This window comes from Pseudescherichia sp. AS216 (assembly GCF_037152055.1).
GTDB lineage: Bacteria > Pseudomonadota > Gammaproteobacteria > Enterobacterales > Enterobacteriaceae > Pseudescherichia.
This window is the reverse complement of record NZ_JBBCMV010000001.1, coordinates 949,777-969,681: the sequence shown is the minus strand read 5'-3', so window position 1 is coordinate 969,681 and position 19,905 is coordinate 949,777. Positions and strand designations below refer to the sequence as shown.

The window sequence follows — 19,905 nt, the reverse complement described above, 5'->3', positions numbered from 1 at the left end:
TATTAGTTGCTACGCCTATCCCAATGCGCCGGGATGTTACGAACATCCACATGGGTAAATGTATCATAGCGGCCAATTGAACATGCACTGTGCACTCTCTCCAGATATTCCGCCACGGCGTCAGGCGATATATTCATGACTTTAATATCAGCAGCCATCCCTTTAGTATGCTGACTCTTTTTAGCCCCACCTATTTTTTGGTTATAATCCGGACAACGGCACGCTGAATTTATCACTACCGGCATAGTAAAATAGCAGCGAACATCTTCAAGTATCTCATTGAGTCTCTTATCAACTGCGGCAAATCCGCAACCGCAGTGGCAAGCAAACTCCCGACGATCGAAATGCGTAGATATATCTCCCATAGGCTCTCCAGGTGTAGACTACGTTAATGAGGGGTGTAAGTCAGACTAACCGTTAATAAATATTAAATATTGAACAGACTTAAAAATGCTGAAAAGTAAAAACAGGAGCGCAAAAAAAAGACAGTTTAGTTGCAGGGTCAGGGGACAGAGCGGGACTTTGTCAATATGTGAATACTTAACACCTTGGTCACACTTCGTTGTGAAACTGCCCATAACCTTTTTGAAACGCTGTTTTCATTTTCCTTTTGCTCTCTTTTCAGCGTATAATAGGTGTCTGGTCGCTATTGAATGGTTTCAGCTCATTGAACTGTAAAATTCAACTATCACATCGCATACTCCCGTTTTGGGCTGGAACTCAAGCACACATTACTCTGCACGCTCTTTTGATGTCACCTATCCTTACGCTGTGGCATCGCAGCTTTCGCAACACAGGTTTGACTCCGCGGTGGTGCGCCCCCGGAGCACTATTCTCCTATCCTTCACAACTTAAAGACTAAGACTGTCATGAAAAAGACCAAAATTGTTTGCACCATCGGCCCGAAAACCGAATCCGAAGAGATGTTAACCAAGATGCTGGACGCCGGCATGAACGTCATGCGTCTCAACTTCTCTCACGGTGACTATGCAGAACACGGTCAGCGCATCCAGAACCTGCGCAACGTGATGAGCAAAACCGGTAAAAAAGCCGCGATTTTGCTGGATACCAAAGGGCCGGAAATTCGCACCATTAAACTGGAAGGCGGTAACGACGTCTCCCTGAAAGCGGGCCAGACCTTCACCTTCACTACCGATAAATCCGTTGTTGGTAACAGCGACATCGTTGCTGTGACCTATGAAGGTTTCACCACTGACCTCGCGGTTGGCAACACCGTGCTGGTTGACGATGGCCTGATCGGTATGGAAGTGACCGCTATCGAAGGCAACAACGTTGTTTGTAAAGTGCTGAACAACGGCGACCTCGGCGAAAACAAAGGTGTTAACCTGCCGGGCGTCTCTATCGCCCTGCCTGCCCTTGCGGAAAAAGACAAACAGGATCTGATCTTCGGTTGCGAGCAAGGCGTTGACTTTGTTGCAGCGTCCTTTATCCGTAAACGTTCCGACGTAGTTGAAATTCGTGAGCACCTGAAGGCGCACGGCGGCGAAAACATTCAGATCATCTCCAAGATTGAAAACCAGGAAGGTCTGAACAACTTCGACGAAATCCTCGAAGCCTCTGACGGCATCATGGTTGCCCGTGGCGACCTGGGCGTTGAGATCCCGGTTGAAGAGGTGATCTTCGCCCAGAAGATGATGATCGAAAAATGTATCCGTGCACGTAAAGTGGTGATCACCGCCACCCAGATGCTGGATTCCATGATCAAGAACCCGCGTCCGACTCGCGCTGAAGCTGGCGACGTCGCCAACGCCATCCTCGACGGTACCGATGCTGTGATGCTCTCCGGTGAGTCGGCTAAGGGTAAGTACCCGCTGGAAGCAGTGACCATCATGGCGACCATCTGTGAGCGTACAGACCGCGTGATGACCAGCCGTCTGGACTTCAACAACGACAGCCGCAAGCTGCGTATCACCGAAGCCGTTTGCCGTGGTGCGGTAGAAACCGCTGAAAAACTGGAAGCACCGCTGATCGTGGTCGCAACCCAGGGTGGTAAATCTGCCCGCGCGGTACGTAAATACTTCCCGGATGCCACCATTCTGGCGCTGACCACTAACGAACTGACCGCTCGTCAGCTGGTGCTGAGCAAAGGCGTTGTCGCGCAGCTGGTGAACGAGATCGCCTCTACGGATGATTTCTACCTGCAGGGTAAAGAGATCGCCCTGGCGAGCGGCCTGGCGCAGAAAGGCGACGTGGTTGTAATGGTTTCCGGTGCGCTGGTTCCGAGCGGTACAACTAATACAGCATCTGTGCATGTACTGTAATTATTAACAGCTCTATTAATTTGCACTAAAAGCGCCTTCCGGGCGCTTTTTTTATTCCCCCAGAGACCCTCTCATTAGGAATGCAAATCGGATTAGACTATTTAACGTCGTATTTCATAAGATATATCCGATGAAAATGGTCTGTTTTCACACAGCTTTTTTACCATTTTCGCCAAAGTCGGTGCATCTTTGAGCGAACGATCAAATTTAGGTGTATTCCCAGCAAAAAAATATTCTCAACATAAAAAAGTTTGTGTAATACTTGTAACGCTACATGGAGATTAACTCAATCTAGAGGGTATTAATAATGAATCGTACTAAACTGGTACTGGGCGCGGTAATCCTGGGTTCTACTCTGCTGGCAGGTTGCTCCAGCAACGCTAAAATCGACCAGCTGTCTTCTGACGTTCAGACTCTGAACGCTAAAGTTGACCAGCTGAGCAACGACGTGAACGCAATCCGTTCTGACGTTCAGGCTGCTAAAGACGACGCAGCTCGCGCTAACCAGCGTCTGGACAACCAGGCTCACTCTTACCGTAAGTAAGAGTTCCTGTAATAAAATGGCGCACAGTGTGCGCCATTTTTTTTGCCTGTCATTCAGTCGCCTTCTGACTACTGTGTCATTGTTACTCCCGCCCCTTCGCTCTCTGCTCCGGTCACTGACGGCGTCTGGCTATTGTGTGCTGACAGCACCGCCGCCGGGCCAGATGCGCCCTTTGCAACCGGTACGTTCACCGGATACCCTGCACGCCGCAGCATGGCTTTATCAACTGCGGATTGATCGCCTCCCGCCTGACGAATAGCGTCGCTAAAGGTCGCTGTCAGAGTGATTGGCACGGTTTGCGTGTTCTCCTCTGGCTGCTGCGAGAGCGGGCGATGCACCTCAATATACTGCTTGCCGTCAGGCTCAACGGAGTACTTCACCGGCTCATTGATAATACGTACCGGCATGCCCGTAGAGGCTTGAGAGAAGAGCGCCTGGATATCGGGTGCAGCCATACGGATACAGCCAGAGCTGACGCGTAGCCCAACGCTGTCAGGCGCGCTGGTACCATGGATCAGGTACTCACCCCTTCCCTCTGCCAAACGCAGCGCAAAGCGTCCCAGCGGGTTATTTGGCCCGGCAGGGACTACGGCGGGTAGTGTAATGCCTTTGGCAAGCGAGCGCGCCCGTATGCCCGCAGGTGGTGTCCAGGTAGGGTTGGGTATCTTCTGGCTTATCCTGGTCAGCGTGACGGGTGTTTCAAGCCCCTGCTGGCCGATGCCGATAGGGTAAACCTGGACGCTGTTTTCACCCGGCGGATAGAAATAGAGCCGTAGTTCGGCCAGATTGACCACTATCCCCTCCCGAGGCGTATCCGGCAGCAGCATCTGCGTAGGGATGGTCATCACCGTGCCAGGCCTTGGTACAGGCGCGATGGTGTTGTTAGCTTCAATAAGCAACATCGCAGGCGTGTCGAAGTGACGACCGATCGCCTGAAGATTACGATCCTGAGGCTGCACGGTATAGGTCTGGTTTTGACCGATAAGACGGCTACCCGGCGGCGGCAGTAAATAGTCTGCTGCCTGGGCAGTTTGAATAGCGCTAAATGCGCTGATAATGCTCACTGTTATTAGAGACGCGCGTTTCATACAGAGTTTCCCGTATTCACTGGCCCAGCGCCAGAAAGCTGAAAATTACGCGAGGAGAAAAGTCACCTCGCGTAACAGGATGAAAGCTATAAAAACAGTTTAGCTAATGTTGGCGGCTTTGTTACGAATTGCGCGGATCATCGCTTCCAGTCCCTGGGAGCGAGAGGGGGTCAAATGCTGGGCAAGGGCCATTTTTTCAAACCACGGGCGGACGTCAAAAGCGACAATATCCTGCGCCGTCATCTGCTGATAGAGAATAAAGACGACGGCAATCAGGCCTTTTACAATGGCCGCGTCGCTATCGCCCTGTAGTTCAATAATGCCGCTCTCATTTTGCTGCATTACGATCCAGACCTGGCTCTGACAGCCCTGAATCGTGTTTTCTGCGCTGTGCGCCTGCTCGCTCAAGGCAGGCAGACGCTGGCCCAGCTCGATAATATACAGATACTTCTCTTCCCAGTTAGCGCAGCGCGTAAAGTTACGCAGCAGCCGCTCTTTATCGGGTAATTCAGCCATAACCGCTCCTTTGTTAGCCCAGCAGCTGATGAATGCGTTTCAGCCCGGCTACCAGACGATCCACCTCTTCCTGCGTATTGTAAATAGCCAGCGATGCACGACACATGGCTGGAACGTTATAAAACGCCATCAGCGGCATCGCACAGTGATGACCGGTACGCACCGCCACGCCGTAATTATCGAGGAAGCTTCCGACGTCATAGGCGTGATGCTTACCTAAATTGAACGCAATGACGCCCTGACGCTGCGCGGGACCGTACAGAGTGATATCCGGCACGGTGGCCATCTCAGCCAGCGCATACCTCATTAGAGATTGCTCGTAAGCCTGGATGTTATCGAGACCCAGCGTGCTAACGTACTCGATGGCGGCACCGAGAGCGATAATCCCCCCGGTATTCGGCGTACCGGCCTCAAAGCGCCACGGCGCGCGGGCATAGGTCGTGCCGTCGGTCAGGCTGACGGTCGCGATCATTGACCCGCCCCCTTCCCACGGCGGCATAGCCTGAAGGATATCCTCTTTGACATACAGAATGCCGATACCGGTAGGCCCGTAGAGCTTATGCGCGGAAAAGGCATAGAAGTCGCAGTCCAGCGCCTGGACGTCAACGGTATGGTGGATCACCGCCTGAGCACCGTCCACCAGCACCTTAGCACCATGCTGGTGAGCAAGCGCAGTCATCTCGGCGATGGGGTTTTCTGTGCCCAGCACGTTAGACACCTGGGTAATTGCCAACAGGCGGGTGCGATCGTCAAGCAGCTCGCGCCAGACGTCCAGCTGCAGCGTCCCGTCGGGATTGAGCGGGATGACCCGTAGCTCAGCACCGGTACGCTCACACAGCATCTGCCACGGCACGATATTGGCATGGTGCTCCATCATCGTAATGATGATGTTGTCCCCGGCGCGGATCTGGCTGCTGCCCCAGCTGTTAGCCACAAGGTTAATCGCTTCGGTGGTGCCGCGGACAAAGACGAGCTCCTCTGCTGACCGGGCATTCAGGAAACCGGCCGCCTGGGCGCGTACGTTCTCCATCCGCTGCGTTGCCTCCGCGCTCAGGGTATGGATCCCCCGATGCACGGCCGCATAACCGTGACGATAGAACTCGGCCTCGGCGTCGATAACCTGATTGGGTTTCTGCGCGCTGGCAGCGCTGTCCAGATACGCCAGCGGCACGCCATTCACTTCACGCGACAGGACGGGGAAATCTGCCCGCACATCGCTCACGGAATAACTCATGCGTTGCCCCCTGCAAGGCGCTGACCAATACGGCTCAACACCTGCTGCTTAAGCGCCTCGTCACTGATGGCTTCCGTCAGTTCAGCGGCAAAGGCGTAGATAATCATCTGCTGCGCGGCCTGTTGCTCAATGCCGCGTGAGCGCAGGTAAAACATCTGTTCATCATCAATGCGGCCAACGGTTGCACCGTGGCTACACTTCACGTCGTCGGCATAGATCTCCAGCTGCGGCTTGGTATCGACCTCCGCCAGCCGGCCCAGCAGCAGATTATTATTGGTCATCTGCCCGTCGGTTTTAATGGCGTGCTGAGCCACGTTGATCATGCCGTTAAACACCGCGCGGCCTTTGTCACTAACGATGGTTTTGTGCAGCTGGCGGCTGTTACAGAAGCCTTTGTTGTGCTCAAGCCAGGTACGGGTATCACATACTTCGTTATTCACCGGCATCACCAGGCTATTGATGCGCAGAGTGGTATTTTCACCGTTAAGCTGGGTGCTGGTATGGTGGCGCAGCACGGCCCCGCCGAGCAGAAAACTGTGGCTCCAGGCAGCGGCATCGGCGGCCATAAAGAGATCGTTATGGGCAAAGTGGTAGCTACCCGCGTTCTCAAAAGCCAGCTTCACATGGTGCAGCTGCGCGTTGGCCCCGACGTTCATCGTCAGGCGTGAGCCGGTAAAATGTCCCCTGTCGTTGAGACTGACGTAGTGCTCATAGAGGGTGGCCTCAGCGCTCTCTGCCAGCTCAATATGGTGCCGGTAGTGGACAGTATTCATTTCGTCCCCGTCCAGCCCCTGGGTAATGTGCATCAACAGCAGCGGCTTAGAGGGCCGTTGATTACGCGCCACGTGAATATGCGTCACGCTCGTTGACAGGCTTTCAGTGAGATGTAAAAACACCTCTGGCTGCACCGGCGCGGGCAATGCGCTGCGCTCATCGTTGATCGATACGCTATACCCGCTGCCGTCGAGGCTGTCGCTAAGATCAGCATCAAACTGTCCGTCGACGAATACCAGCCGCAGCGCATCTATCGGCAGCGCCAGGGCATCGCGCTGCTCTGCGCTGACGTGGCTGCTTTTCGCGACAAACTGGTGCTTCAACAGACCGTCGAGGGCCGTATATTTCCAGTCCTCATGTTTGCGCGTCGGCAGGCCAAGACGCAGCATCTGCTGCAGGTGCTGTTGGGCCTGCTCAGAACGGTTCCCGCCCTGAGCTTCAAACAGATGATGCCACTGCTGCAGCGCGTTACTGCTGTTCTGTAAGCCAGCCATAGCCCTGCTCCTCCAGCTGTTTGACCAGCGTAAAATCGCCTGATTTCACAATGCGGCCCTGATAAAGGACATGCACGTAATCCGGTTTGATGTAGTCAAGGATGCGCTGGTAGTGCGTCACGATGATAAAGGCGCGCTTGTCGTCGCGCAGGGAGTTCACACCCTCAGCGACAATCTTCAGCGCGTCAATGTCCAGGCCGGAGTCCGTTTCATCAAGAATGCACAGCTCAGGCTCAAGCACCGCCATCTGCAAAATGTCATTGCGCTTCTTTTCACCGCCGGAGAAGCCAACGTTGACCGAACGCGTGAGCAGATCTTCCGGCATCTTCAGCAGCTTGATCTTCTCTTCCATCAGATCCTGGAAGTCGAAACGGTCCAGCTCCTCCTGACCCCGGTGCTTGCGCACGGCGTTAAGGGCGGTCTGCAGGAAGAACTGATTGCTGACGCCGGGGATCTCCACCGGATACTGAAACGCCATAAAGACGCCCTCGCCTGCGCGCTCCTCGGGATCCAGCTCCAGCAGATCTTTACCTTTAAACTCAACGCTGCCGCCGGTGACTTCATAATCTTCCCGCCCGGCCAGGGTCGCCGACAGCGTGCTTTTACCGGAGCCGTTGGGTCCCATAATGGCATGTACCTCGCCGGGCCGAACCTCGAGGCTCAGACCGCGCAGGATCTCTTTATCTTCAACGGATACCTGTAAATCTTTAATACTTAACATAGGGATTCCCTTATTCCTTAACCGACGCTGTGTTCAAGGCTAATTGCCAGCAGTTTTTGTGCTTCTACGGCAAACTCCAGCGGCAGCTCGGAGAAGACATCTTTACAGAAGCCGTTAACAATCATGGAAATCGCATCCTCTTCGCTAATGCCGCGCTGCAGGCAGTAGAAGAGCTGATCCTCACCAATGCGCGAGGTGGTCGCCTCATGCTCTAGCTGAGCGCTGTTGTTGCGGCATTCCACATAGGGGAAGGTGTGCGCCCCACAGTCAGGTCCAATCAGCATTGAGTCACACTGGGTAAAGTTACGTGCGTTGGTGGCTGTCGGCATGATTTTCACCAGCCCGCGATAGCTGTTCTGGCTTTGCCCCGCCGAGATCCCCTTCGAGATGATCGTCGACCTGGTGTTCTTACCAATGTGGATCATCTTGGTGCCGGTATCAGCCTGCTGGTGGCCGCTAGTCAGCGCCACGGAGTAGAATTCGCCGATAGAGTTATCGCCGCGCAGGATAACGCTGGGGTATTTCCAGGTGATCGCCGAGCCGGTTTCAGACTGCGTCCAGGACATTTTGCTGTTTTCACCTTCACACAGCGCACGCTTGGTCACGAAGTTCAGAATACCGCCGGTATTGTTATCCCCCGGGAACCAGTTCTGCACGGTGGAGTATTTCACCTCCGCGTCTTTATGGATGATCACCTCTACTACCGCAGCATGAAGCTGATAGCTATCGCGCACCGGTGCCGAGCAGCCCTCAATATAGCTCACATAGCTACCCTCATCGGCTACCAGAATGGTACGCTCGAACTGACCCGTTTTCTCCGCATTGATACGGAAATAGGTTGAGAGCTCCATCGGGCAGTGCACGCCTTTCGGCACGTAGATGAAGGTGCCATCGGAGGCGACGGCCGCGTTCAGGGCGGCAAAGAAGTTATCGTTGCCGGGTACGACCGTACCGAGGTATTTCTTCACCAGCTCGGGGTGATCGTGGATAGCCTCACCGAAAGAGCAGAAGATAATCCCCTGCTCCGACAGTTTCTCCCGATAGGTTGTCGCCACCGAAACGGAGTCAAAGATGGCGTCCACCGCCACCTCGCGCCCTTCACGCACCGGTACACCCAGCTGATTAAACGCCTCTTCGACTTCATTGGTCAGGAAGGCATTCGCGCCGGTCTGCTGAACCGCTCCCGGCTCAGACGCGCAGGTATCGTCGCAGTTTCCGCAAGAGGGCGCGGAGTAGTAGCTGTAATCCTGGTAGTTGAGCTTGTCATAGTGAGCCTTGAGCCAGTGCGGCTCCTCCATGGTCAGCCAGGCCCGAAACGCATTCAGGCGGAACTCAAGCATCCATTCAGGTTCATTTCGTTTGGCCGAAATAGCCCGCACCACATCTTCATTGATGCCGTGGGCCATCTCGTCGGTCTGTAACCGGGTAAAAAAGCCCTCTTTATAGTTAAGGGGGCCTGACCAGGTCTGGACATCGTCCATTGCTTCAGTTTTATGAGACTCAACATTACGAGACATAGTACCGCCTATACCCCAAAGCTTTCACCACAGCCGCATTCGTGCTGAGCTTTCGGATTATAAAATTTAAATATCTGGTTTAATCCTTCGCGCACATAGTCGACGGTGGTTCCATCAATAAACGGCATGGCCTGTAAGGGAACATACAGGTGTGCGCCGTCGCGCTCAAAGAGCAGATCGTCTTCCGCAGGTTCGGTCACGGTATCCAGTACATAGCCAAACCCTGCGCAGCCCGTCTGTTTGATGCCAAGACGTACGCCGCGCAGCTCGGGCTGCTTACTGGTCAGGGCGCGAATGTGCTCCGCCGCTGCAGGGGTCAGAATCAAACCCTGCCAGCCAGGATTGTTTGGATCGAAAGTCCCTGAATGCAATTCCATAGGTCTACCTCACATGATGACGTCAGCAGGACATAACGCTATGTTAGTGATAATGATTATCACTTCAACCTCTAATCCGCAGGGTTATTCGCGTTAAAGGCCCTTTTTGTACACTTCTATTAAGCATAGACCCTGCTGCCAGGCTTAACACGAAAGGATGCCAGCTAATAATAGATTGAATTTTATGCTTATTTTATAAAAAACGGCTAATGAAGAGTCAAATTTGAAACATGCATAGGTAATACCTATTTATGCGATTAGCGGTAAAAAAGTTGCCAGCCATGCAGCCATCTGGGCATTTAAGCGCTTAAAATAAAAAAATATAAACATTGCGCAATTAATTCCCGTGTGGCCTAATGCCTTCATCGGTTTGGAAAACAGACCTTATGAAAGCAGTTTTAGTAAAGCAGTCCTCAGTTCAAGTGTTATCTAAAGATACCCTTCTTCATGAGCCTCCTCCTAAGTGCCAAATAAGTCACTCTCTAAATACAGGCCATCATCGCCACGCTTAGTGGCTCATTAATTAAGGAAGTATCTATGTCTAATAAAATGACTGGTTTAGTAAAATGGTTTAACGCAGATAAAGGTTTTGGTTTCATCACCCCGAACGACGGCAGCAAAGATGTATTCGTACACTTCTCTGCTATCCAGGGTGATAACTACAAAACGCTTGATGAAGGCCAGCAAGTCTCCTTCACCATTGAAAATGGCGCTAAAGGCCCTGCGGCTGGCAACGTCACAGCGCTGTAATCTGCGCTGGTTATCAGCGCCGTTTACGACAGCGATGAAGGCGATAGCCTGAGCAGTTAAGCTCTGCTGATAATAAAAATAAACCCGCCCTGTGCGGGTTTTTTATTACCGTTAAAATGCCGCTAAAGCAAACATTTCAAAGCCTTCCTTAAATCAGCTTAATTTTAACCTCGTAACCTTCAAGACCCGTCATCGTTTCGTTAGCAACAAACTCAATCTCAGCCACTTCCTGTCCTGACTTTTTACGTAACTCAGCAATTTTTTTGGCAATGAGAGCCGCTATTTCCGCTTCGGCCTTTTGTTTCTGATCGTCAATGTTCATCCTAACCTCCTCTGATTTTTCTAAGCCACAAATGCACCAGCAGGATAACTGGCCTACAGAGGCTACATAACTAATTATAAATTATGGCTAAGATCCTTGCTGACGTTTAAGAATCTTCACAGTTATTGATGGGTTTTGCCTTGTCAGGGGGCCAATGCCACTAGCAGTGCGCAGGAATAGTTAAGCAATATTTAATCATTTATCGGTAAATGTTTAAAAAGGTGCTAAGGTAGAGATCACCTTCAACGGGCTGGAGGGGTTATCCCCAACATCAAATTTAAGTGTCCCGTCTGCAATGGCGCTAAGTTTCTCTTCACGACTTTTTGCCCCGACAAAAGCTGCCCTCAGGGAACCGTCTGTTCCGTTTGCGGACTACCATTCACTGTCAAAACGATCATCCCGAAAAGACGGCGATGGAACAAAGTAGCTTGATTCAGGCCTCATTAGAGGCCTGACTGTTCTCTGCTACGCTTCTGCTTCCCCTCGTTTATCCGATTGCGTCAGCCTTGAACCATGGAATGGTTGTTACCGTGCTTAAGCCATAGCTGCCGAATGTGCCTGCTGTAGGGTTATTCTGGATGTTACCGTGGCAGATAAATAACCTAAAGTGCTGACCAGTAGAGTGACTTTTCAGCTGGATAAAAGGCAAATCGCAATGCTGGTTTCGTCGCTCTATAAGCTGCTGGGCGGCCTCCGCCTCGGTTAACCACCCTTTGCTTACAGAGCGGCGCATGAGCCGCTCACTACTACTTTTGACCTGTACCCGGCTGACTGTTCTCCAGCCAACTACATCAGGCACAGCGGAGATGGGCTTTACTATGCAGTAATCACTTAAGCCTGCTAACCATTGTGTTGTCTCCAGCTCAACCAGTATTTCCTGATGACCATGTAAACGAAGCACCGCACCGGGTGTTTTCGCATGTTCAGGAAAGCTCACACCTATATCTCCTTTTTTACGTGCGCTAAGAGCCAGATGCATCTTCATAAACAGCGCTGACATAAGCGTTTGCTCTGTAAATTCCGGGTCAGCCAGCAGACAAATATCTTGATAGCTTTCCATCGCCTCTCCTTATTCTGCTTTTTCACCAAACACACCGCCACGAATCAGTACCGCCATGACAAAATGTTGTTGACGTTCGGAGGGTATATCACCTTCGGTGACCCACTTATCGAGAAGCGTATAAAAATCGAGTTTATCTTTTGGCTGCCGGCAGGCGATCCCGCGGCTGGTTACCGAACCATAAGGCTCAACGGCGATAGCCCCAAGTGAGTCAGCAAGTAGATGCCACGTATCAATCGTGCGCAGCGCATTACCCACCTTTTGTGAATGCAACGCAGCAATATCATTTACCTGATATAGCACTTTGCCTTTTTTACTGTTGCCGTCAAGAACAAGCTCCTGGGATGGAAATACTTCCTGGCCCTGCCCTAAACGTACATATGCTTCAACGTTAAGCAGCACAAAGCTTTCACCGGCTAACCCGCTGGCAATCTCGTTGGCAAGCTCCAGCACATCATCATTATTACGTGTTGAGAAATCACGTAGTGAAAAATCATGGGCGTTGAACTCCCAGGTTCTACTCCCTTTGACAACAACACGGATATGCTCGGCTCCGATGCGGTTGCGCCATAAGAATCGCCCGTTTGCCAGGTTTGTTGCATAGCGCAGTGCCAGCTCATTAAAGCCAAATTCAGAAATATAGCCTTCTATCGTCGCTTGTAATGCTTCCTGATATGGTCTGTCGTTACATACAGAAGGCGTTGCAAGGTTGCCCAATATACGTAATGAGAAACACATTTTTAATGTGTCAGCGTCTGCTGGCAGTGACGCCACGTCTACTGTCTGTAAATTCGCTTTTTGTATTTCCGCATCTAGCTTTGCCGGATCGCTGGTTAGCGCATTCTTTAGTCGATTGGAGATCGTGCCCCGGACCGCTTTTTCCTGTACGCGAACAGGTTGCCAACTATTACCACCCCAGTTACCTGAAAACAGAACCGCATCTGAATTAGCGAGTTTGCGTTCAAACGCAAGAACCGATGCGGTTTTAATAACAGACGTTTTTGCCATGTTTGAGTCCCTTAAAAAGTGTCAAAATAGTTTTCTTTGTTATCATCATTGTCGGATAAGTTATGATTACGACAGTAATATCCGTTGTCAGTGGTGTGATAACGCCAAAGCAGCGCATCGATATTTTTTATACGGTGCACACCTCTCCACTCCCCAATGCCATAAACCGCTTCTGCAAAGCTAAACGGAGTATCTCTGTCACGAGTATGTAATACTGCCCCTGCCTCATAGAGGGGCGATATGCGCTGCCAGCCAATCATGAGCGGCACCAAAAACCCTGGTTTCGGCTTCGGCTGATAATGCCAGGCCACTCTATCTTCACCCTGCGTATTTTGAGCTGCGGCCATTTTCAGCCCAGCAAAATCGAGCCATGCATCAAGCATCTCCCTCTCAGGATCGTGCCGTTTAATCTCTGTAAAATGTTCTGCGAGCCATGAAGAGCGATCGTGCAGTGCGAAGCCGGGCATTAGGCCAAAAAGCATTGATTTTACCTGGCTAAGGGCGCACACCTGTACAGTACGCAAACTGGTGATCGTACCGCCCGCGAGCTTTTGCATCTGGCAAAGGGTTTGCAGATGCTGGGCAAGTTCATGCATGCCAATATCCCCATTGGCAATATCGCCATGACACTCCATCACCAGTGACACGGTAAGATGCATTCGACCCTCTTCATTAAACGAGGCTGTCTTCCCTTCACGTGTTAACGGGTTGCGGGTTAATGCAAACTGATAATCACGTCCGGATGAGTAAGCATGTAGCTGATAACGATGGCAAATCACGCCACATGCTTCCAGCCGTAGCCCGTGGCTAACCTCAAGCTTGCGTGAGAGCGCGTGCATATAACCCAGAAAATGGGTTATAGCCGGAAAACCCCAGGTTAACCCGGCGACCGCATTGGCGTTTTCGACATCCAGCCATGGCAAAATAATCGCGTTACGCATAGCGATAACTCCTTAACGCTTGTTCCATTTCTCTGAGCCGATAACGAAACAGCGGTTGGCTTTGCCACGCCTGCTGCTCCGTTTTGCCTACTAATAAACCGGCATGTCGCAGATGCCCGTTTAGCCACAGCGCAAAATCCTCAGCAATGGCGTCCTGCCAGTCACCATTTTCACGATCGCGTTGAAACTGTGTGTCCTTTTCTGCCCGCCAGGGATCGAGCCAAAGGCGCTGATGTGCCCTCAACTGACAATCACTATCCTGTGTCCAACCGCTCCACTCAGGACGCTGAATATCAGAAGCGATATTGAAAAGGGTATCGATTATTTGATCGATATAGCGGTTACGCTTATGCCGTAGCGCTTCAGTGTTCCGGTCGCCCGCGCTAAGTAAAAGATCGATTAACTGGCGTCGAGTTTGCCACGTCGCCCTATCCAGTTTTCCTCTACTGAAAAGTGTTTTAATACCATAAGGGGGCCTATCCTGATTTTGCCACTGCGGCGCTGCGCAGGACAGAAGCCACATACGCCCTCTGCGACGGCTATTAAGCGCCGAAATATTTTGTGGCTTTGTACCACCAAAATTGAGTACGGCTGTGTCAGGAAAAGAGATGACAGGGTGAGGATGGCTTCTTTTCTCACGTAGCGCTTTTCTGGCCGCCAGGCCTTCCTCGCCAAAACGCAGCGCGACTAACTTCTGATACAGAGCCTGAGCAAGAGAAGAGGAAAATAACGGGCCTAAGAGATGATAACTATCGCTTACCGGGAAGAAGATCTGTTTGGCTAACTTATGTGATGAGAGCTGTCCAGGTGCCAAAGCACAAGAGAAACCCGCTATCCAATGAGCAAGCTCGCTTTCATTCTCCGCAAAAAACGCCAGGATACTGTAATCTTCGCGTTGTAAATAACTCAACAATGAGTCACCGTCACACTCTGTTTGCAGCAGTTTCGCGATATCCAATGCCGCCGAATTTCCCACCGCATCTGCCTCGGGCTTCGCTAGCGTTGCGGTGGAGAGGTATCCTTCCCCGTCAGTTGCTGTACTAAACATACTGCTGCTCTTTGAATCACTATGCGTAAATTTCGCCGCATGGGTAACAAAGTTAAGCTGTCCTGCACGCCTGGCAGCGTCAGTAAGCCAGGCTCGGGTTTGATAATGTTGCTCAAGCTCTCTACGTTCCTGTAGAAGCAACGACGCCAGCTCGGCTATGTCATCTTTTGCTGCTGCGGCCAGACTTTTTGCCCCTGCTTTGTCAACGCTTTCCAGCTTCGCTTGTCGTCGTCCAGCAATGTAGTTTTCAATGAATTCACATAATTCGTTCACTCATCACTTTCCTTATATGGCTTAGAACTAGTTGATGTCGTACCGCTATGAAAGAGCATGGAAGACACCTAATAGAGGATGCCAAAACCACACTTCTCCGGCGGTAACATTGCTACGCAGGTTTATTTCACCGAATCGCTCAGATACCCTACTCAATGCGTGATTCGTCGACTCGGCCAGACCGCGCATCACCCTGGCATAATCAATATCAATCCACGGCCAAACGCCTTTCGCCTGCTCAAGCGGATAAAAACGGAACACCCCAGGATCCTTCCAGCCTACGGCACCGTCGTCGCGTGCCATAAAACGTGGTTCATCAACGTCGTCCTGCATATAGAGGAAAAATTGACTTTCATTCTGAGACCGACGAAATGGGGTACGGCGCTGTAGCTCTCCACTCCACTGCAGCGGCAGACGCCACCACTGCGCCGCAACGGGATAATCCTCACTACGTCCTAATAGCTCTTCCCAAAGCCGAGCATGCTCAAGGCTAACCAAACTGTCGAAACGTTGATTTTTTTTACAGGCGACCTGACTATCCAGAATGCGGGGGATGGCGTTAATAAGTTGATAGCAATCCGGATGTAGAATTTCTGTAAGGTCGTGACTAGAAAGCAGAAAGCGGGCAGATTCAAATCCTGGCTGACAATATGCAGGTGAGCGTTCACGCAAGGCGCGAATGTTTTTATTTAGGATCAGCATATTGGGGCTTTCGGGCTGCTTTTGTCGGTGGCGCTGTATCCTGCCAGCAAACTGGATAAGCGAACGCATTGATGAGGGTTCAATTATTCCCCAGTCCGCATCCCAGTCACGGCCCACTTCAACTACGGAGGTCGCGAGAACAACAAAGAGATGATGTTTTGCTTCTCCCTGCCTCAGGGCTTGCTTGACCTCGGGTAAATGCCAGACAATCTGCGGATCATGCCGGGTGAAAGCTGAATCAAGTCGTTGCTCAATATATGCACGTATCGCTAACGGATGCTGGCTATGGTAAACGCAGTAATGGATATGATATCCCTCTGGTGAGGGTGTACTCATGAGCTTTTTAGCGACGGCAACGAGCGGCACTATATTAGCCATACGCACCAGACCGAACGAGATGCAGTGTCCTTTCGCATCACACTGTTGATGCAAATTGTGCAGATTGATTATTTCATGATGCAGCGTGTCGGCATAAGCAGTGATGACTGAACCGGCATCTGCCGACGATGACGTAACAGAGGCTATTTGAGCCCGCCGCAGAACAGGCTTATCCGGCAAACGCATTGCCCGCCGTTGAGCAAAGCGACAATGCGCATCATAGAAGTCAGCTGCAACACTAAACTCGCCAGAACAAGCGTCATCTTCATCAAACCATGCGCAGCAAACGTTCAGAGATGCGCCTGGTTCACCACAGGCGAGTTTCCATGCGTTACGGCCCGTGCAGTATGCAGCAAAAAGTGCCTGCACCAATGCAGGAGGCAACGTTGCCGATGAGAGGAGAACGCGGCCCCCCAACATACCTGTCCAGTTAACCAGTCGACATAGCGCATGCTGATCGGCAATATCAAAATCATCAGGCTCATCAAGCACCAGATCGCTGGTCAGTAGACGCAGCATAGGGGCTATCTGGCGTCCTCCGCGCACACCTTCCGTAGCAGGCATCAGGTGGTCAATCGTGGCTACCAGCACGGGAGCATTAATGAGTTTGCTGAGCTTGTTATCGCGCTCGAAAAGGTGGCGCAAAGGTCCGGTGCTCACTACCCCGTCGTAATGGACATACTGGTGCTGTTCGAAAAAATCCTCGGCGCTACTACTGTTTTCATCCGGTACCGACTCTGTATAAAGCTCTCTGACCGCATTCGATCCCACCAGTACCGCAAGATCGTCCTCTCCAAGGCCGAGTCGTTTTTTTAATGCTGAGCCAGTTTGTAGAGTTAATGTGCGCAGACCAAGTGCAACGGTAAAGCGGCACCCCTGCTGCTCCTGCGCCAGCGCGTACATGATTCTGGCATTGGCCAGCGTCTTTCCGCAGCCTGTAGATGCCATATTGATGCCAAAAAAGCCCTGTTGTTGCGAAGCATCACGCAGGCTCAGCGCGAGATCCCATGCACGGTTTTGCCAGCGAAAGCGCTCTCCGGTAGCGCGCTCACGGAAACCTTTATGACGAGTAATAGCTGGAAGCTGATGGCGCAACAGAGGCAATGTGCGGCCGAGTAAAAGCGCATGATGGGCCACACCGACGTTATGCTCATCTAGCTTTTGCTTGAGCTGGCCCGTTGTACGATCGGTATTAGCCCACAGAGCTAAAGTAGGATCCTGCCAGGCCTGGGTAGCTTCGCTTGCCGAGTAGTGATGGTCGGAAAGCATGAGACTGAGGCGAGCCAGGTGGACAGTAAAGGTATTGGATAATACTCCGAATTCATGCACTGAAACCGCATGTAGAGCGCGCTTCGCAAGCTGACGCGCCTTTTCCCGCCATGTTTTGCTGCGTAATGGCGTCCCGTGCGGGAAAGTCCATACCCATTTAAAATCATCGGTGCACCAGTCGCTGTTAAGATGATTTTTTGCACTCCATAGCGTATTGAGCTGATGCGTTAGCCAGTTTTTTCCCGCCTGTAGCGAAGGATCGTTCTCACCCAAATATTGCGGCAACCGATGGTGCGAAAGAATAAGCCAGGCGATAGATTGACCCAGCGGCGGTAAAGAGAGAAACGGGCTATCAGACCACGATGCAGTATCCTTTTTCAGCCGCTCAAGCATGAGCGTCTCATCCTGGGTCGTTAGAGTCCCCAGGCGTACTAACCACTGTGCATCGCTTTGTTCACCAACGAATGCCTGAAACAGGCGAACTGAAATCCACTCGTGACGAAAGGGCTGAAATCTTTTTTTACCTTTGCCGTTGATCGTTAGCTGAAATAATTTTCCACTCTTACCAAAATCATGGAATAGTCCCGCAATAGCTGCAAGAACTGCGCTCGACTCTGCGCTACGCCATGCTAATTCGTGCTGATTGCGCAAAATATCACGCGAGGTTTTATTAGTTGGAACCGCGCCCGTAGAATTAAAGCGCCGAATATTACCTACGATCCATAAGAGTTCGTTCTGCCCACTCTGTTTAATCCAATGACAGGCAACGGCCGTATTTTTGCGGGCTGTTTTCCGCAGTAAACGACGCAGTGTTTCAAGCCCCTCCAGAGTGATGGCGGTTTGCCAGCTGGCATCGCCCTTCCGTTCAGCGAACTGATCTAAAATATGACAGGTTTGCTCACGTGCCTTTTTGCTACACTGGGAAATCAGCAATATATTCATACGACAACACAACTATTGTTAAGCGCTGTGTTCTGCATGGACGTAATTAAGAGATCTAGCGCCTTCGCTTGCTGAAATCCCGTTATACAACGCTGACGAAATGCCTGTTCATCCTCGCCGGACATGGCAGCGATAAATGCCTGAGGCAATACCAACGCATCTTTGATAAGATCTGCCAGATCGAAAACTAAGCCACCGCGTCGTGTTTTTCCGTGCAGTACCGCTAAACTTTGAGGAATACCCGTCACCCACGTTGCGACAGCAGCCATCCCATAGGCAAGATAGTTGCCATGGTCGAGAAATCGATTAGCGGGATCGCTACCGCCACCCCGTTTTGCTCGACTGAATTCACCATACTGTGCTGCCTGACTTGCTAATTTATAAAGCATTTTAGTGAGATGCGCTTCCTGCAGCATAACTTCATTCTGAGAGGTTGCTACCGCTATCCCGTTGCGAAAACGGAGAAGTTGCTCCCCTAACATGTTTGCGCTAACGCTAAAGTAATTTTCACGCTGCATTCTGGCGCTTAACCAATGACGCTCTATTTGATCGATACGAATTTGCTGGAATTGTTTCGCCGCTGCCAGGCGTTTATCTTCATTAAACCAGAATGATACCCAGCCCTGAAGATATTCAGTCGGACGATATTCGCTTTGCGGCGTTAGCCAGGAGACATCAATATCCACTTCATTACCCGCATACAGCGGCGTGCCACCCCCGCCACAAAAACCCACCAGTACCCCAGCTCTGGCGAACTCGCGCATCGCAGCCTGCGTGATAGATGTACCCGTGCCCAGCATAATAACGGTCGTATTCGCAATAGGGATGTTCCAGTATAAAGATGCTTTGCCCTCATCCGTCACATACTCTACGCGACCGCCATTCACCAGCACTCGGCAGTATTGCAAATAGTAAATATCTGCCCGCTTAGAATGCAGGATTGTTTTTAAATCTGACGGCATAATAGTTGCTGGCATTCCACGACCTTCGTTAGCGAATGATAGACATAAATTATATAACCATAATAAAGCAGCGATTATAATAGATGCCATATATCATTGTTTGTATGAACGTAAAAACAGTGTTGAATGTATATTAACCCTCAGCACGACAGCGAATTTTATTTAGCCCGTTTATGCATCGTCAAACCTTTCTGAATAGCGTGGAACTCTAACCACATTGTTTTATTTAGTTACCTTTCTTTATAGGTTGTCTGTGCGGAAGTAAATGTCGCTGGCATTACTCTTGAGACAGGGGAATATTTCTCAGCTGCCCGTACAGCAGTGAACTACAGCCGCCACACCGATGCGGGACGCTGTAATCTCTAAGCTGCCTGTGCGGCAGTGGACGCATCTGGCACCACGACAGGCTGCACCGGCGGTTTCTAAGCTGCCTGTGCGGCAGTGAACCTCGAACTGCTTGCAGAGCGTGAGGCTGATAATTTCTAAGCTGCCTGTGCGGCAGTGAACTTAACGCCGTTTAATTCATAACTGTTTAACTCTTTCTAAGCTGCCTGTGCGGCAGTGAACCAGGTTAGCGCCATGCCAAACTGAGCGCACCATTTCTAAGTTGCCTGTGCGGCAATGAACCAAGTTTGCGTAGCTCAGGTTTGCGGAGCTCATTTCTAAGCTGCCTGTGCGGCAGTGAACCAACCCGGCGGAACTC

Annotated in this window: 19 protein-coding genes and 1 CRISPR repeat array (1 of these 20 only partly in view); of the genes, 4 read left to right on the top strand and 15 right to left on the bottom strand. The window is 51.3% G+C overall.

All coding sequences use genetic code 11. The annotated features are described in order from the left end of the window. Positions 1 to 2 precede the first annotated feature (2 nt). A complete protein-coding gene (locus WFN61_RS04770; protein ID WP_312274795.1) occupies positions 3 to 365 on the bottom strand; it encodes a YcbK family protein in 363 nt (120 codons plus the stop codon). Between the two features lie 245 nt (positions 366 to 610). Between WFN61_RS04770 and ynhH the strand changes: the two genes are divergently transcribed. The 3 genes from ynhH (at position 611) to WFN61_RS04760 (ending at position 2,826) form a co-directional block, all read left to right on the top strand. Next, on the top strand, positions 611 to 862 hold the full coding sequence (gene ynhH / locus WFN61_RS20935) for a protein YnhH (protein ID WP_419555672.1): 252 nt from the start codon (positions 611 to 613) through the stop codon (positions 860 to 862). Positions 863 to 869: 7 nt separating this feature from the next. Beyond that, complete coding sequence (gene pykF / locus WFN61_RS04765; RefSeq protein ID WP_144812009.1) at positions 870 to 2,282, top strand: pyruvate kinase PykF; 1,413 nt, start codon at positions 870 to 872, stop codon at positions 2,280 to 2,282. A 307-nt stretch (positions 2,283 to 2,589) separates the two neighbouring features. Further along, positions 2,590 to 2,826 (top strand): major outer membrane lipoprotein, encoded by a 237-nt coding sequence (locus tag WFN61_RS04760; RefSeq protein ID WP_007374746.1) that lies wholly within the window; start codon positions 2,590 to 2,592, stop codon positions 2,824 to 2,826. Positions 2,827 to 2,894: 68 nt separating this feature from the next. Here the strand turns inward: WFN61_RS04760 and ldtE are convergent, their stop codons facing one another. The 7 genes from ldtE to sufA form a co-directional block, all read right to left on the bottom strand. Next, the gene (ldtE, locus tag WFN61_RS04755) at positions 2,895 to 3,914 is read right to left on the bottom strand and encodes a L,D-transpeptidase LdtE (protein WP_337037945.1); all 1,020 of its coding nucleotides are present in this window, start codon (positions 3,912 to 3,914) and stop codon (positions 2,895 to 2,897) included. A 99-nt stretch (positions 3,915 to 4,013) separates the two neighbouring features. Beyond that, positions 4,014 to 4,430 (bottom strand): cysteine desulfuration protein SufE, encoded by a 417-nt coding sequence (sufE, locus tag WFN61_RS04750; protein WP_042394762.1) that lies wholly within the window; start codon positions 4,428 to 4,430, stop codon positions 4,014 to 4,016. 13 nt (positions 4,431 to 4,443) lie between these two features. Continuing rightward, entirely contained in the window at positions 4,444 to 5,664 is a 1,221-nt protein-coding gene (gene sufS, locus WFN61_RS04745) for a cysteine desulfurase SufS (protein ID WP_144812016.1), read from the bottom strand. Beyond that, positions 5,661 to 6,932: a Fe-S cluster assembly protein SufD gene (sufD, locus tag WFN61_RS04740; RefSeq protein ID WP_337037941.1), complete on the bottom strand. Its 1,272-nt coding sequence runs from the start codon at positions 6,930 to 6,932 to the stop codon at positions 5,661 to 5,663. Before sufD ends, sufS begins: the two co-directional genes overlap by 4 nt. After that, a complete protein-coding gene (sufC, locus tag WFN61_RS04735) occupies positions 6,907 to 7,653 on the bottom strand; it encodes a Fe-S cluster assembly ATPase SufC (protein ID WP_144812023.1) in 747 nt (248 codons plus the stop codon). Before sufC ends, sufD begins: the two co-directional genes overlap by 26 nt. Positions 7,654 to 7,670: 17 nt before the next feature. Next, positions 7,671 to 9,170: a Fe-S cluster assembly protein SufB gene (gene sufB, locus WFN61_RS04730; RefSeq protein ID WP_144812027.1), complete on the bottom strand. Its 1,500-nt coding sequence runs from the start codon at positions 9,168 to 9,170 to the stop codon at positions 7,671 to 7,673. Positions 9,171 to 9,178: 8 nt separating this feature from the next. Further along, positions 9,179 to 9,547: a Fe-S cluster assembly scaffold SufA gene (sufA, locus tag WFN61_RS04725; RefSeq protein WP_042394773.1), complete on the bottom strand. Its 369-nt coding sequence runs from the start codon at positions 9,545 to 9,547 to the stop codon at positions 9,179 to 9,181. Positions 9,548 to 10,084: 537 nt separating this feature from the next. Between sufA and cspE the strand changes: the two genes are divergently transcribed. After that, the gene (cspE, locus tag WFN61_RS04720) at positions 10,085 to 10,297 is read left to right on the top strand and encodes a transcription antiterminator/RNA stability regulator CspE (RefSeq protein ID WP_144812031.1); all 213 of its coding nucleotides are present in this window, start codon (positions 10,085 to 10,087) and stop codon (positions 10,295 to 10,297) included. Positions 10,298 to 10,445: 148 nt separating this feature from the next. On the opposite strand, the gene WFN61_RS04715 is transcribed toward cspE, so the two are convergent. From WFN61_RS04715 to cas1f, 7 genes are all read right to left on the bottom strand, one after another. Next, positions 10,446 to 10,619, bottom strand: coding sequence for a GnsA/GnsB family addiction module toxin (locus WFN61_RS04715; protein ID WP_144812034.1), 174 nt, complete (start codon positions 10,617 to 10,619; stop codon positions 10,446 to 10,448). A gap of 487 nt (positions 10,620 to 11,106) precedes the next feature. Further along, on the bottom strand, positions 11,107 to 11,679 hold the full coding sequence (gene cas6f / locus WFN61_RS04710; RefSeq protein WP_312282103.1) for a type I-F CRISPR-associated endoribonuclease Cas6/Csy4: 573 nt from the start codon (positions 11,677 to 11,679) through the stop codon (positions 11,107 to 11,109). Positions 11,680 to 11,688: 9 nt separating this feature from the next. Next, positions 11,689 to 12,687, bottom strand: coding sequence for a type I-F CRISPR-associated protein Csy3 (gene csy3, locus WFN61_RS04705; protein WP_144812042.1), 999 nt, complete (start codon positions 12,685 to 12,687; stop codon positions 11,689 to 11,691). An 11-nt stretch (positions 12,688 to 12,698) separates the two neighbouring features. Next, positions 12,699 to 13,628 (bottom strand): type I-F CRISPR-associated protein Csy2, encoded by a 930-nt coding sequence (gene csy2, locus WFN61_RS04700; protein WP_144812045.1) that lies wholly within the window; start codon positions 13,626 to 13,628, stop codon positions 12,699 to 12,701. Further along, positions 13,621 to 14,949: a type I-F CRISPR-associated protein Csy1 gene (gene csy1 / locus WFN61_RS04695; protein WP_312282104.1), complete on the bottom strand. Its 1,329-nt coding sequence runs from the start codon at positions 14,947 to 14,949 to the stop codon at positions 13,621 to 13,623. The genes csy2 and csy1 overlap by 8 nt, the downstream gene beginning before the upstream one ends. Before the next feature lie 45 nt (positions 14,950 to 14,994). Continuing rightward, complete coding sequence (gene cas3f, locus WFN61_RS04690; protein ID WP_337037937.1) at positions 14,995 to 18,240, bottom strand: type I-F CRISPR-associated helicase Cas3f; 3,246 nt, start codon at positions 18,238 to 18,240, stop codon at positions 14,995 to 14,997. After that, on the bottom strand, positions 18,237 to 19,202 hold the full coding sequence (gene cas1f, locus WFN61_RS04685; RefSeq protein ID WP_436880846.1) for a type I-F CRISPR-associated endonuclease Cas1f: 966 nt from the start codon (positions 19,200 to 19,202) through the stop codon (positions 18,237 to 18,239). The genes cas3f and cas1f overlap by 4 nt, the downstream gene beginning before the upstream one ends. Before the next feature lie 299 nt (positions 19,203 to 19,501). After that, a CRISPR array of direct repeats spans positions 19,502 to 19,905; the repeat unit is 28 nt; unit sequence TTTCTAAGCTGCCTGTGCGGCAGTGAAC; it runs 1,004 nt beyond the window's last position.